Consider the following 15,439-nt stretch of genomic DNA (forward strand, 5'->3'; position numbering starts at 1 on the left):
TGCGCCCAGATTTATTCGAGCGTGCTCGAAAAATTTCCATTGAAAATCTGTGGCATCCGCCGGAGGCATTAACATTATTCAGTCAAAGAATAATCTGACTGAATTGTTTACCTTTGGCATTCATTCCCCACTTATTTAAAAAGGGGACTTCTGCTGAATAATGTTAATAGGTGGTGAAAAAATGGACAAGCATAATCGGATTTCGATTAAAATTAATGGTAGGGAGTCTAAGGTTAAAAAAGAAGAGAAAGAAACACCTGATTTTGTCGAATCTGAAAAACCTCTGATTATTGTTGAGAATGATGAGGTTGCAGCAGCACAAGAGGAAGAGGAGGATGATTTTACCTGGGTCCTACCAGATGAAAACTTGAAAAATCATTCTTCTAAGGAAAAAGACATTCCAGTAATTCCAATTGAGGATTTACGACACACAAAAGGCCCTAGTAAATTGGAATATATACCAAAAAAGAAAAAAGGATTTCAGCTATTTGCTCTTAAGCAATTCTCCATTTCTATTGTTTTGGCAGTTGTCCTTGGCATTGGATTTGGAATCATGATTCTAAAAATAGTGGAGGGTGTTAATGCTGGATCTGCGCAAAATGAGACGCCTTCTCAGCCTACTAATGAAACCCCTCCTTCTTCTGAGAAACAGCAGGATACACCTGCGAGTAACCCAGTTGCAATTGATTTAGAAACGCTATCCACAGGTGTGGTTCAAGGTGGGACGTTTTCAACAGTTGAAAATGCAAATACAAGAGTAGATGAAATTAAAGGAAAGGGCTTTGCGGCGGTTACTGTTGAAATGGATGGTGCCTTTTACGTTATTGCCGGTATTGGAGCTGAACAAAGTTCTGTTAGTGGGATTAAGACAGAATACAAAGAAGCATTTCCTGACTTTTTTTCAAAGACATATGAAGTACCTGGTGGGTCCTATACAAATGCAGGAAAAGCAGACTCAGAAGCAATCAAAGTAGATCTGCCAGTATTCAAGGAATTAGCAACTCTATCCTCTCAAGCTTTCGGAACGGGATCAATTGATAATGGACAATGGGAGAATCTAGCGAAACAAATCGCAACGGTAAAGGAAATTAAGACGAACAACCTACATGAACAACTTCAGAAATTTCATACAGACGTCCAAACTGCATTTACACAACTACAGGAATATAAAAATGGCGGCGACCAAAAAACATTATGGCAATCACAGCAATCATTATTAAATGCATATCAAGCTTATACAGTTTGGATTTCTGAGTTAGGCTAGACAAAATTCAATTTTTTAGTGAAAATGGAAAGGAGATATCTTCTCCTTTTCTTTTTTACGTCTTGATAATGATAGCTTTTACATAAAGAGGAAAGTTTTCTCAAACAATAAACCATCTGGAAAATTCAATTTTACATAATTGTAGAGTAATGATTTGTTTGTTAGGATATACAGGTATCTTCCATTCTGAAAAAAATGAAAAAGGGTGAAATTAACATGCAACACCTCGTTTTAGCCTCAGGTTCTCCACGACGAAAAGAACTTCTTAGAAATGTGAAACTTTCCTTCGATGTTTCCGTCAGTAATATTGATGAATCCATTGACGAAACTCTCACTCCTGAAGAAAAGGTCATGACGATTGCCTCAAAAAAAGCAAAGGCAATTGCGAATCAATTTCCGGATTCCTATATTCTTGCAGCAGATACAGCTGTTGTGTTTCAAAACCAATTTTTAGGTAAACCTAAAAGCGAACAGGAATCCATACATGTATTAAAAACGTTATCAAATCAAACACATGAAGTCGTAACAGGAGTTGCGATTCTTTTTAAGGACACGCAAAAATTGTTCTTTGAAAGAACAGAAGTGACGTTCTGGGATCTTTCAGATGAGGAAATTCATTCATATGTAGCTTCAGGCGAACCAAAGGATAAAGCAGGTTCTTATGGAATTCAAGGACTAGGATCTGCACTCGTAAAACATATTAAAGGTGACTATTTTTCTGTAGTGGGATTGCCTGTATCGCGAACCCTTCGTGAACTTAGAGATCTAGGGTTTCACGATTAAAAATCATCAATAATTGTAGGAAGAATGCAACTATTTCACTGTGTTAAAAAGTAGGCTAAATACCATAGTAATTAGTGACTTTACCCTCGAGTGGGATCCGAGTATCTAGTACATTAGATAGGAGGAACCCTATTTGAAATCATCAGCACTCATGATTCGAGATTATCCGCAAGACGAGAGACCGCGGGAACGATTAGTATCTGACGGTGCCGATAGCCTTTCAAACCATGAGCTTTTAGCGATTCTTCTGCGAACAGGTTCAAAGGAAGAATTGGTTATTCAATTATCAAACCGCTTACTGCATCATTTTGAAGGTCTTCGATTATTAAAGGACGCATCTGTCGAAGAGATAACCTCCATTAAAGGAATCGGAAAAGCAAAAGCTGTTCAAATCATGGCGGCAATTGAACTTGGCCGAAGAATTGGCAAACTTCAATACGAAGATCGGTATGTGATTCGATCTCCGGAGGATGGTGCTAAATATGTGATGGAGGATATGCGTTTTTTAACTCAGGAACATTTTGTTTGTCTTTATCTGAATACGAAAAATCAGGTAATTCATCGCCAAACCATTTTTATCGGAAGTTTGAATGCCTCAATTGTGCATCCAAGAGAGGTCTATAAGGAAGCCTTTCGAAGGTCAGCAGCATCCATCATATGCATTCATAATCATCCTTCAGGTGACCCGGCACCAAGTCGGGAAGATATCGAAGTCACGAAGCGGCTTGTTGAATGTGGTAGGATAATTGGCATAGAGCTATTGGACCATTTAATCATCGGTGAACACAAATACGTCAGTCTCAAAGAAAAAGGTTACGTGTGACTATTATTTTTTAATTTTGTACGATATAATAATGGTTATGAGTTTTTGCTCGATATTAACAAATAATTACCCTTATTCGCGTATCAGAAAGGAAGATACATATTATGTTTGGAATAGGTACAAGAGACCTTGGTATAGATTTAGGTACAGCAAATACACTTGTTTTTATTAAAGGAAAAGGCATCGCAGTAAGAGAGCCTTCGGTTGTTGCGATGCAAACAGACACAAAACAGATAGTTGCAGTAGGGAATGACGCTAAAAACATGATCGGCCGTACACCGGGTAATGTTGTTGCACTTCGCCCGATGAAAGACGGTGTCATTGCTGACTACGAAACAACAGCGACTATGATGAAATATTATATTAATCAAGCAGTTAAAACGAAGAGCTTCTTCTCAAGAAAGCCATATATTATGGTCTGTGTACCATCAGGTATTACAGCTGTTGAACAACGTGCGGTGATTGATGCTACTAGGCAGGCTGGTGCAAGAGATGCTTATCCAATTGAAGAACCTTTTGCAGCTGCTATTGGAGCAAATCTACCTGTATGGGAACCAACAGGCAGTATGATTGTGGATATCGGTGGTGGGACAACAGAAGTCGCGATCATCTCTTTAGGCGGCATTGTTACGAGTCAGTCCATTCGAATCGCTGGAGACGAAATGGATGATGCAATTATTCAATATATTCGTAAAACCTATAACCTGATGATTGGTGATCGTACAGCAGAAGCTATCAAGGTAGAGATTGGCTCTGCCGGTGCTCCTGAGGGAGTAGAAAATATGGAAATTCGCGGAAGAGATTTACTAACGGGATTACCAAAAACCATTGAAATTACCGCTGAAGAAATCTCTCGTGCCCTTCATGATACTGTGTATGCGATTGTCGATGCAGTTAAAAATACACTTGAAAAGACACCACCTGAGCTAGCAGCAGATATTATGGATCGTGGTATTGTTTTAGCGGGTGGGGGAGCCTTATTACGCAATTTGGATAAAGTTATTAGTGAAGAGACGAGCATGCCAGTTCTTATTGCTGAAAATCCATTAGATTGTGTAGCAATTGGTACAGGTAAGGCCCTTGACCATATTCATTTATTTAAAGGGAAATCAAAGGATTTAAGATAAACCAAAGGATTTAAGATAATGAACCTAATATAGTGGGGAATTTACGTTTCCCCACTATAGGTGTTGAAATTCAAAGTTTAGTTAGAGGGTGTAACACATGCCACAATTTTTTCTTAATAAGCGATTAATTATTTTACTTGTTTGTATCATCGTTCTAGTGGCATTGATTGGTTTTTCCTTAAAAGAGCGTGAAAAATTATCATGGCCAGAGCAGTTTTTGAAAGATTCGGTAGGTTGGGTTCAAAGTATCTTTCATCAACCTTCTCAGGCGATTGCAGGATTTTTTGATAACGTCAATCATATTCAAAACACATTTGAAGAGAACAAACTCTTAAAGGAAAAGCTAGATTCCTATGGGCAATTAGAAGCAACAGTACAAGAATTAGAAAAAGAAAATGAAAAATTACGCGATGTTTTGAAGAAAACAGAATCACTAAATCAATTTAATAAAATACAGGCAACAGTTATTGGACGTAACCCTGATCAGTGGCATGAAATTATCACGGTTAACAGAGGTACCAGGCATGGGGTGAAAGTTGACATGGCTGTAATCACCTCAAAAGGGTTAATTGGTAAAGTAAAACATGCAAATTCATTTACATCCACCATCCAGTTATTGAGCTCCCCGAATCGGATCAATCGGATTTCAGCATATATTCAAGGGGATACCAAGATTATGGGGCTAATTGAAGGGTATGACGAAGAAAAAGAAGCTCTTTTATTTAAAATCAACACACCAGACTCAAAAATTGAAAAGGACCAAAAAGTACTTACTTCCGGACTCGGTGGGATTTTCCCAAGTGAGCTGTATATTGGGGAGGTCATGGACGTTGTTCCTGATGATTACGGTTTAACAAAAACAGCCTATATTAAGCCAGCAGCTGATTTTTATGAAATTGATCATGTTATAATTGTTGAAAGAACAATGATTGTTCCAAATGAAGAGGAGGAAGAATCGTGAAGCGTTTCGTTCTTCCCTTTATTTTGTCATTCGTTTTTTTATTTGAAAGCAGCTTTGTGGATTTAGTACCGGCAGACATTTTTCATAAGGAGAATGTGTATGTACCTCGGTTTTTGTTTGTATTAATTGCATTTATAACCGTTTATTTTAATAAACCGATGGGGCTTGTTTATGGTGCTATTTTTGGACTTCTATACGATATTGTTTATACAGAAATATTAGGAGTATATTTATTCCTATACACACTTATTGCCTACCTTATTTCCTGGGCAAGTCGGATTCTTCAGACAAATCTCATAGTTATCTCATTTTTAAGTCTTATTGGGATTATAGCTGTGGAATTTTCTGTGTTTGCAGTAAACATAGCTATCGGAACAGCTTCATTTTCAATTGAACAATTTCTTCAAATCCGAATTGTTCCAACACTTCTTTTAAATAGTCTATTTTTACTAGTATTTGGTTACCCATTTAAGAAATTACTAGGAAAGTTACATATAGAAGAGTAAATAAAGTTAAAAAATTTTAAGAATTAACAGGAAAAAAGGAGTCTTTTGTTGAAGTATATTATCGTTGAGGTGAACGGCGTGAAAGGACAAAAACAACAGTATGTTACTATAAAAGGGACAAAAGACGGACTAACGTTGCATCTCGATGATTCTTGTTCATTTAAAGAACTAATCTCTGACTTAGAGATTAAGCTTTCGTTGAATCAGAAGCGGAATGATGATGTTCCGTTTGTTCCTGTTAAAGTGAAAATTGGTAATCGTTTTTTAACTCAAAATCAAGAAGAAGAAATACGCTCTATTATTCGAAATAAAAAACATTTAGTTGTAGATTTAATCGACAGTAATGTAATTACAAAGCAAGAAGCCGAAGAGATGAAAAAAAAGCATGAGATTGTCTCTGTTACAAAGGTAGTCCGTTCTGGACAAGTCCTAAAAGTAGATGGTGACCTTTTGCTTGTCGGAGACGTAAATCCTGGAGCAACTGTTATTGCAGGTGGTAATATTTTTGTTTTAGGGTCGTTACGTGGAATTGCACATGCTGGTTTCTATGGTAGAAAGGATGCAATCATTGCGGCGTCAGTAATGAAACCTACACAACTTCGAATTGGTGATATAATGAATAGAGCACCAGACTTCATTCAAACAGAAACAAATATAATGGAATGTGCATATGTGGACGATAATGAGACAATTGTAGTAGATAGATTGCAACAGTTAACTCATTTAAGACCTAACTTAACAAGGTTAGAAGGGGGAATCTAGCTGTGGGAGAGGCTATAGTTATTACATCAGGAAAAGGTGGAGTCGGTAAGACGACTACGTCTGCTAATGTAGGCACTTCCTTGGCTGTGCTAGGGAAACGTGTGTGTTTAATGGATACAGATATTGGTCTGCGAAATCTAGATGTAGTCATGGGGTTAGAGAACCGCATCATCTATGATTTAGTTGACGTTATTCAGGGTCGTTGTAAGCTGAAACAAGCTTTAGTAAAGGATAAACGATTCGAAGACCATCTCTATTTACTGCCAGCTGCCCAAACAAGTGATAAAACTGCAGTAGAGCCTAGCCAAATGAAGACATTGGTCGAAGAGTTAAAACAAGATTTTGATTATATTGTTATCGACTGTCCTGCAGGTATTGAACAAGGTTTTCAAAATGCTGTTGCTGGAGCAGACAAAGCTATTGTTGTAACAACACCTGAAATATCAGCAGTTCGTGATGCTGACCGGATTATTGGATTACTAGAAAAAGAGGAAGTGGAGCCACCACGCCTCATCGTAAACCGTATCCGAAATCATATGATGAAAACAGGCGAAATGCTTGATCTGGATGAAATTGTTACACATCTTTCGATTGATCTAATTGGGATTGTTGCAGATGATGATGATGTCATTAAAGCTTCAAACAGTGGCGAACCCATCGCATTAAATACAAATAGTAAAACGGCGATTGCATACCGAAACATCGCGCGAAGAATTTTAGGTGAATCAATTCCACTACAGTCTCTTGAAAACGACCAAAAGGGCATGTTTACAAAGATTAAAAAATTTTTTGGCGTCCGTTAACACCACCTTTAGCATAAGGTGGTTTTTTTTGTAGTAGAAAATGAATTGACGAGATTTTAGAAAACGATTCACTATTCATAAGGATTATGTCCTGTTTATTCTCAAAATGAGCTTTTTGCTAGGTGGCATTGCCTATTATGGAAACAAAAAAAGAGAGGACAATTTACCAACTAATTCCTTCTCTACTTGTTTTTAAAAATAAAGTAAGGAAAATATAATCATTTTTTAACCAAAAATCATCGTTTTGTAACAATTATGCCATTTTACCTATCAAGTGAGTTATGAGTAAAACAATTGTAAATATATTGTAAAAGCACATTTTATTGGTAACACCCCCTATAAAAATACATTTCTTTCGAAAATATATGTCTTCGTTCAAAACTCCTAATTTGTCTATTACATAATAAGTAAAAAATACCAATTTCTTAATATTCAAAATATTATAACATAATTCGACACTTTTTCCCATTATAACAGGCTACAGTTAATGTATACCTGTACTTCTACATAATGCGGTTTCTGCTGTAAATCGCGATTTCCAACCAGAGAGAAATGGGGAGATTCCCGAAGCATTTGGAGTACAGGGATCCAAAGGAAGGAGGTTAATTATTTTTCCATAAAAATTTTTAAAAGGGAGGAAGTTTAATGAGGAGGAACGGGAAGCGTAGGTTAACGAAAGTTGCAACTATGTTAATGTGCGCGCTTTTACTTGTGCCAAGTGTGACATCACAAGCATCTGCTCAAACAAAAGATTCTTCAATTTCCTATCTAGAAAGTAAAAAAGAAATAACTTCTAGTAAAATTTCAAAGAGCTTAAAAGACCAATTTGCTAACGACAAAATGGTTACATTTCTTATCAAGTTCAAAGAACAGGTTGATTCTAAGAAAGTAGCAAATGAGGCTACTAAAAAAGCAAGCTTACAGAAAGCCACTGTCGCTCAAACGAAGTCTATAAAGAGAAATGCTATTGTTTCAGAACTTCGAACAACTGCAATTGAAACACAAGGCAATGTAAAGGAGTTTCTGAAAAAAGAAGAGGCTAATGGCAATGCAAAGGATATTAAATCTTTCTTCATTGTAAACGGTATGGGGGTTACTGCTACTAAGGAAGTGATGGAAAAAATCGCATCATTCCCTGAAGTTGAGAAGGTTTTACCAAATGAAACACGTCAACTGCATGCTCCAGCTAAAGTGGAGACATCGGTTGCTGTTGAATCAAAAGCTACACCGCAAAACATTGAGTGGAATATTGATCGTGTAGGTGCACCCCAAGTTTGGGAAATGGGCATTGATGGATCAGGTACAGTTGTTGCAAGTATTGATACGGGTGTTCAATGGAACCATCCGGCACTAATGGAACAATATCGCGGTTATGATCCTGCTAATCCAAACAATCCAAACCATCAATATAGCTGGTTTGATGCAACGTCAGGTCAGTCTACTCCTTATGACGATATCGGACATGGTACACATGTTACTGGAACAATGGTTGGAGCTGAACCAAACGATGCAAATCAAATTGGGGTTGCTCCAGGTGCGAAGTGGATTGCTGTAAAGGCATTTACATCTGCTGGTGGAACAGATTTTGACCTTTTAGAAGCTGGGGATTGGATTATTGCTCCAGGGGGCAATCCGGATATGGCTCCAGATGTTGTAAACAACTCGTGGAGTGGCGGATCTGGCCTGGATGAATGGTATCGTCCGATGGTTCAAAACTGGAGAGAAGCTGATATTTTCCCTGAGTTTTCTGCTGGTAATACAACATTATCTAATCCGGGGGGGCCGGGATCGATTGCAAATCCAGCAAACTATCCTGAATCCTTTGCAACAGGAGCTACAGATATCAATAATCGTTTAGCAAGCTTCTCGTTACAAGGTCCATCACCATATCCAGGTGATATGAAGCCTGATATTTCAGCTCCAGGTGTGAACATTCGATCTTCCGTACCTGGAAGTGGATATGAGGGTGGCTGGAACGGTACATCAATGGCTGGACCTCATATTTCGGCAGTAGTCGCTTTATTAAAACAAGCAAATGCATCATTAACAATTGAACAAATTGAAGAAATTATCACATCAACTGCAACTCCATTAACGGACGGTACTTTCCCAGAATCTCCAAACTTTGGTTACGGTTATGGGTTAGTTAACGCATATCTAGCTGTATCCTCTGTTGCTAGTGGGCTAGGGAAAATTAAAGGCCAAGTTGCAAAAGACGGTGCGGATGAAGAGGCTCCTACTTTTGAGCATACAGCACCAAGTGAAACATATGCAGGTATGGATTTACCACTTTCTATTTCTGTTCAAGATAATGTAAGCATTACATCTGTTGTTCTTCAATACCTAAATCAAGCTGGTGAATGGGTGAATGTAGCGGCTACTCAAACATCAGGTTCTTATAACGAAGGAACTTACGAGGCAGTTATTCCAGGGGAAGAAGTTTCAGTGCCTTCTGTTTCATATCGTTGGCAGGTTGTTGATTTTGGCCAAAATGATGTTACAACAGATGTCTATGAAGTCTCCGTAAAACCAGGAATTTCAGTTGGATATTACCAAGACTTTGAATCAAATCCGGTAGGATGGTTCTCGTATGGTGCTGAAAATTCTTGGCAATGGGGAACTCCTACAAGTGGACCAAATAGTGCTAATTCAGGTGAGAAGGTGTATGCTACAAATCTATCTGGAACGTATGCTAGTCGCGCTAATATGACCCTTGTCATGCCTCCAATTGACTTACCAGCAGAAGGTCCGGCATACCTACAATACATGAACTGGTACAATCTTGAACGTAATTGGGATTTCGGTCATGTATTTGTTTCTACAGATATGGAAAATTGGACACAGCTACAGCGTATTACTAATGTATCTTCAGGCTGGCAGTCTGCAGAAGTTGATTTATCTGAGTATGCGGGTCAAAGAATTTATATTGGCTTTAATGTAACGACAGATGGAAGCGTCGTTCGTGATGGATGGTACATTGATGATGTGCGTCTAGCAAATGAGCCACTAACAGAAGAAAGTGCAGTTCAATTAGGAGTTCAGCCTACTAAAGGTGAAAGCTCTGTGGATCGAAAAGATGGGGAGAAAGTGGACCCTGCAAAAATTAAGCCTGAAGGTTCTTACATCGACTTGAAGGAAGCTGATGTGGATCAAGTTAGCCCACAGGCATTACCATTAAATGCACAAGTGAGTGTTCTTGAATCTGGCCGTTCTGTTACAACTAATCCTGCCACCGGAGCATTTGAATTAATTCACGGTACAGGAGATTTTACGGTTGTTGCGGAAAGCTATGGATACCATTCAGTACAACAAACTGTAACAGTTGAGGCTGATGGTGAGGCTGTAGCAAACTTTGTGTTAGAAGAAAAAGCCAAAGGAACGGTTTCCGGTACTGTAACAAATGCAGCAACAGGTGAACCAGTTTCAGGTGCCACTTTATTACTTGTAGAAGATGCAAATGTAACCCCTGTTGAGACTAATGAAAATGGTCAATATTCACTTACAGCTTATGAAGGCACGTATACTGTTCGTGTAATGGCGCCTTCTTATTACAGTGATTCATTTGAAGTTGTTCTTGAAGGAGATGGATCGTTAGAACAAAATGTTGAGTTGAGACCATTCATCGGCTATCCTGGGGAAATTGGTTATGATGATGGTACTGCGGAAAATGCTCGTGCATTCTATGATGCAGGAAATGGCTGGGCTGTAAAAATGTCTTTAGCAGAAGGTCATGATACTGCACTCGTAACAGGAGGGCTCTTCCGTTTCTGGGATACTTCATGGCCAACACCAGGAGGTACTGATTTCAAAGTAGAAGTTTGGGATGCAACTGGAACAGATGGTGCTCCAGGTAAAAAGCTAGCTGGACCGATTGATGCAACAGCGCTTCGGACTGGTGAATGGACAAATGTTGACCTAGCAGCTGAAGGAATCATTGTAGAAGGAGACTTCTATATGGTGTATATCCAATCAGACCCAAATCCTAATGCTCCTGGACTTGCAACTGACGAAGACGGTGAATATTCAGGTCGAAGCTGGCAGTTTGTTGGAGGTGGATGGTCATTAGCACCAGAAGCAGAAGGCAACTATATGATTCGAGCTACAGTCAATTATGAAGTAACAGCGCCAAGTATCACTTCACCAGTAACAGGATCGTATACAAATAATCCGAACGTAACAGTTGAAGGAAAGGCAGCTCCTACAACAACTGTTCATGTATTTAATAATGGTGAAGAGGTTGCGACAACCGAGACAACTGCAGAAGGTACGTTCTCTGTAGATGTTGAATTACAAGTTGGTGAAAATTCATTAACGGCTAAAGCATCAACTGATACTGGTATTACGGATGCATCAGAAGCTGTTGTCGTAGTCCTTGATCAAACAGCGCCAGAATTAGCCATCACTAGTCCAGAAGATGGCTTAAAGACAAATAAAGAAGCTGTAACGGTTACAGGCACTGTTCAAGATGAGAATATTGATACTGTCACAGTGAATGGTGAGAGTGCGACGATTAAAGATGGTAGCTTTTCAAAGCGTATCCTAGTTGATAATGGTGAAAATAACATTGAAGTAGTTGCAACTGACAAAGCAGGTAATTCAACTCAAAATCAAGTTACTGTATTTGCTAAATTTGGTGAATTAACGATAGCAGAGCTAAAACCTACAGAGGATGTGAAATTACAATCTGGTGAGAGTGTGAAGATTGAATTCACTAGTGAACCAGGACTTACTGCAACCTACGCAATTCGTTTACCGTTAACAAATACAGCTGGCCTGAGCGATGTTACGGAACTTCCTCTCCAAGAAGTTTCGCCTGGTGTCTATGAAGGATACTGGACAGCAGTTTCTAGTGTAGTTGCAGAAGGTGCTGAAATTGAGGTGATTGTAAGAGACGAGTTTGGTAACGAAGCTCGACAATTAGCAACAGGTAAGCTAATCATTAATGTCCAAGAAGATGATGGAAAACCAGGAAAAGGTAAACCTGGTAAACCCGGTAAACCAGGAAAACCAGGAAAACCTGGTAAGCCGGATAAACCAGGTAAGAAATAAATAAGAATCAATAGTAGAAAGAAGGGTGTGGTTTTTATCCACATCCTTCTTTTTTAAATAGTTAGTTTAAGCGGTTGTTCCGAGTAACAATCATCAAATTTGATAGATAAAAAGCTTCACGCTGTCATATCTAAAGTCCTTCAGTCATAAACTTGTACAAATAATATGGACAAGGAATGATGTGAAAATATGAGTAATCGAGCAAACGAAATTAGAAGGCGGATTGAAAAAAGAAAGCGTGCGAGATACTCCACCTCTGTTACTCCCCGAAAAGCTACTCCTCCCTTTTTAGCGAGTGATGAGGAACGGTATGGAGGCAGTACATACTCATCTTACGATGGTGGACCAGGAGAAGGAGGGCATCCACTGTTTCGTAAGGAAGTTTTCCTTTTTAAAATATTGCTTTCTGCAATTCTTGTATTATCGCTAGGCATTATATTTAAAAATCAGTCCCCGAAATTTGAGAATGTTAGGCATTTTGTATCAAGTACGATGGAGACTGAATTTCAATTTGCTGCTGTCACTGAATGGTATAAAGATACTTTTGGTAGTCCACTTGCATTGATCCCAATCAATCAAAATAAAGAGCAAAGTAATACTGCTACTCCGGGTAAATATGCTATTCCCGCAGCTGGAAAAGTGACGGAAACCTTTGAAGCGAACGGTCAAGGAGTTATTGTTGAAACAGATAGCAAGGTTGTTGAATCTATGAATTCAGGTTATGTAAAAGAAGTTTCTGTTAAGGGAGAACTAGGAAAAACAGTGGTAATTAAGCATAGTGATGGGTCTGAAACTTGGTATGGAAATTTAGGTTCGGTTGATGTGAAACTTTATGATTATGTGGAAAAAGGGCAGGAAGTTGGTAAGGTTGAAGAACCAGAGGGTGACAACAAAGGATCCTATTATTTTGCAATAAAGCAAGGTGAAACATTTATTGATCCGATACAGGTGATAAAATTTGAATAAATATGTAAAACTCCTCAGAAAAATTGAAATACATCCATTGCTTTGGCTCATCGTTGGAGTGGCAGTCATTACTGCACATTTCAGAGAGTTATTGATGTTATTTTTTATCATATTGGTCCATGAAATGGGACATGCTGCATGTGCCCATTTTTTTTCATGGAGAATTAAAAAAATACAGCTCCTCCCATTTGGGGGTGTGGCGGAGATGGATGAGCACGGAAATCGTCCCTTGAAGGAAGAACTCCTTGTTATAGTAGCAGGTCCTCTTCAGCATCTTTGGATGGTGGCACTTGCCTATTTTTTAACAGTTGGTTCTGTTATTTCCGAAAAAACCTTTGACCTCTTTGTATATCATAATGTGGTCATCTTTTTCTTTAACCTCCTTCCAATATGGCCACTAGATGGAGGAAAACTTTTATATTTGCTTTTCTCATATAGACATCCCTTTTTTGAAGCCCATAAACGAATGCTTTTTGTGTCAAGCATAGTTGCTGTGATCATTTTTATCGGGATGTTCGTCTATAGTCCTACTAATCTTAATCTTTGGGTCATCCTATCCTTCCTTTTCTTTTCGATTGTAATGGAGTGGCGGAAGCGACACTACGTGTTTATGAGATTCTTGCTGGAGCGGTATTATGGAAAGCAGGATACTTTTACGAAATTAAAGCCATTGGTAGTAGATGAATCAGAGATGGTTTATACGGTTCTATCCATGTTTCAACGGGGGTGCAAGCATCCGATTGTGATCAAAAAGGACGGAGAAAACCAGAGGCCCCTTGATGAAAATGAGCTTTTACATGCTTATTTTAATGATAAAAAGATTACTCAACCGGTTGGTGAGCTTCTCTACTTGTATTGACGTTACTAGTTAGGTTACATTAAAAAAGAAAGTGTAACGTTAAAGCGAGGAATAAAGGTTTGAAAACAATTATCATAAATACAAAAACAAGTGAAAAGCGTGTCGCAGTGCTAGAGGAAAGTAAAGTTCTAGAACTAAATATCCAGCAACCAAAACATAAAGAAATCGTCGGAAATATTTATAAGGGGCGAGTGATTGATGTTCTTCCGGGAATGCAGGCTGCTTTTGTTGATATTGGCTTAGGCCGGAACGGTTATATTGGGAGAGAGCAGCTTGTGTCCTATCATCTATCACCCCAGACTGAAAAGGAAAAGAACATATCCCATTTTGTTAGACAAGGTGAGGAAATCATTGTCCAGGTAACGAAAGAAGGGGGAGACAGGAAAGGCCCTAAATTAACTGGTCTAATCGAATTTTCGGGAGCTTCCCTTGTCTATTTGCCGTTTGGCAATTATGTTGCAGTCTCTAGGAAAATGAAAGAGGAAGAAGAGAGGGATAGATGGCGCAGATTTGGACAAGAAAATCTTCAAAACGAAGAGGGCTTAATAGTTCGAACAGCATGCGAATATCAAGATGAAGTAAAGATTTTGAATGAGCTCGAATTTGCGCGAAGTCGTTACAAATCATTACAAAACCAACAAAAAAAACTGAAGGCGCCAAGCCTATTATTCGATGCGAATAATCTTGTTGATAAAATGATTCTCGAGCATCGGCTTGAAACGATTAAAGAAATTGTAATTGATGATACGCAAACGTTTCGACAGTTAAAGGAACAGCTAGGTGAAGAAAAGGTCTCTTATTATCGTGGAAAAGAAAATATTTTTTCTTATTATGGGATTGAGAAAGAAATTGAACGAGGTCTAAAATCTATTGTGTGGCTTGACAATGGAGCTTATTTGTTAATTGAGCAAACAGAAGCTTTAACAATTATTGACGTAAATACCGGAAAATTTCAAGGAAAAGAAAATTTGCGAGATACCGTGTTAAAAGCAAATTTAGCTGCAGCAAAAGAAATTGCATATCAGTTAATGCTACGTGATATTAGCGGGATTATCTTAATTGATTTTATTGATATGAAGATAAATGATGACCGTCAAAAAGTCATCCAAGCTTTACGTGCTGTATCAAAGAATGATCGAAATCGAGTGACAGTTCATGGCTTTACATCACTAGGAATTTTGGAAATCACTCGAAAGAAAACAAGAAATGATCTTTCCGCTATTTTACAGACGAACTGTCCAACTTGTACTGGTACCGGTCGGATTGATTCTCCTGAAACGGTTGTTTTTAAGCTTGAGAGAGAACTATGGGAGCATCAAGGGAAGGACCATGATGCTGTCTGGATTGAAGCAACGGAAGAAGTGAAAAATGTGTTTCTTGGAGAACATCATGAACATAAGAAACGATTAGAAGAAGCATTGTCTGTTAAGATGTATATAACTGAACTTGTTTCATCACGACATGATTACAAGATTAGACAAATAGGTAGCGATGACGAAATAAAGGCAAGACTAAAACATTTAACCTAACTCGATA

Annotated in this window: 12 protein-coding genes; all 12 read left to right on the forward strand. The window is 38.4% G+C overall.

Annotation, left to right across the window (positions count from 1 at the left end; all coding sequences use genetic code 11):
* The first annotated feature begins 181 nt into the window (after positions 1-181).
* The 12 genes from ABC371_RS13045 to ABC371_RS13100 all read left to right on the forward strand — a co-directional run bounded on the left by ABC371_RS13045 (position 182) and on the right by ABC371_RS13100 (position 15,432).
* Positions 182-1,264 carry a hypothetical protein gene (locus tag ABC371_RS13045; protein ID WP_412897189.1) on the forward strand — a complete coding sequence of 361 codons (1,083 nt, stop codon included), beginning with the start codon at positions 182-184 and terminating at the stop codon, positions 1,262-1,264.
* A gap of 216 nt (positions 1,265-1,480) precedes the next feature.
* Entirely contained in the window at positions 1,481-2,047 is a 567-nt protein-coding gene (locus tag ABC371_RS13050; RefSeq protein WP_412897190.1) for a Maf family protein, read from the forward strand.
* Between the two features lie 151 nt (positions 2,048-2,198).
* Positions 2,199-2,870 (forward strand): RadC family protein, encoded by a 672-nt coding sequence (gene radC / locus ABC371_RS13055; protein WP_412899347.1) that lies wholly within the window; start codon positions 2,199-2,201, stop codon positions 2,868-2,870.
* A 104-nt stretch (positions 2,871-2,974) separates the two neighbouring features.
* Positions 2,975-3,997 carry a rod shape-determining protein gene (locus ABC371_RS13060; RefSeq protein ID WP_136377631.1) on the forward strand — a complete coding sequence of 341 codons (1,023 nt, stop codon included), beginning with the start codon at positions 2,975-2,977 and terminating at the stop codon, positions 3,995-3,997.
* 97 nt (positions 3,998-4,094) lie between these two features.
* The gene (gene mreC, locus ABC371_RS13065; protein WP_412897191.1) at positions 4,095-4,958 is read left to right on the forward strand and encodes a rod shape-determining protein MreC; all 864 of its coding nucleotides are present in this window, start codon (positions 4,095-4,097) and stop codon (positions 4,956-4,958) included.
* The gene (gene mreD / locus ABC371_RS13070; RefSeq protein ID WP_412897192.1) at positions 4,955-5,464 is read left to right on the forward strand and encodes a rod shape-determining protein MreD; all 510 of its coding nucleotides are present in this window, start codon (positions 4,955-4,957) and stop codon (positions 5,462-5,464) included. The genes mreC and mreD overlap by 4 nt, the downstream gene beginning before the upstream one ends.
* Positions 5,465-5,533: 69 nt before the next feature.
* On the forward strand, positions 5,534-6,226 hold the full coding sequence (gene minC / locus ABC371_RS13075) for a septum site-determining protein MinC (protein ID WP_412899348.1): 693 nt from the start codon (positions 5,534-5,536) through the stop codon (positions 6,224-6,226).
* 2 nt (positions 6,227-6,228) lie between these two features.
* Positions 6,229-7,029, forward strand: a complete 801-nt coding sequence (minD, locus tag ABC371_RS13080) for a septum site-determining protein MinD (RefSeq protein ID WP_412897193.1) — start codon at positions 6,229-6,231, stop codon at positions 7,027-7,029.
* Between the two features lie 645 nt (positions 7,030-7,674).
* Positions 7,675-12,078: a S8 family serine peptidase gene (locus tag ABC371_RS13085; protein WP_412897194.1), complete on the forward strand. Its 4,404-nt coding sequence runs from the start codon at positions 7,675-7,677 to the stop codon at positions 12,076-12,078.
* 189 nt (positions 12,079-12,267) lie between these two features.
* Positions 12,268-13,044: a peptidoglycan DD-metalloendopeptidase family protein gene (locus ABC371_RS13090; RefSeq protein ID WP_412897195.1), complete on the forward strand. Its 777-nt coding sequence runs from the start codon at positions 12,268-12,270 to the stop codon at positions 13,042-13,044.
* Positions 13,037-13,903, forward strand: a complete 867-nt coding sequence (locus ABC371_RS13095; RefSeq protein ID WP_412897196.1) for a M50 family metallopeptidase — start codon at positions 13,037-13,039, stop codon at positions 13,901-13,903. Before ABC371_RS13090 ends, ABC371_RS13095 begins: the two co-directional genes overlap by 8 nt.
* A 59-nt stretch (positions 13,904-13,962) precedes the next feature.
* On the forward strand, positions 13,963-15,432 hold the full coding sequence (locus ABC371_RS13100; RefSeq protein WP_412897197.1) for an Rne/Rng family ribonuclease: 1,470 nt from the start codon (positions 13,963-13,965) through the stop codon (positions 15,430-15,432).
* Positions 15,433-15,439: the final 7 nt, after the last annotated feature.

Source organism: Bacillus jepli (assembly GCF_047238305.1).
Taxonomy (GTDB): Bacteria; Bacillota; Bacilli; order Bacillales; family Bacillaceae_L; genus Ferdinandcohnia.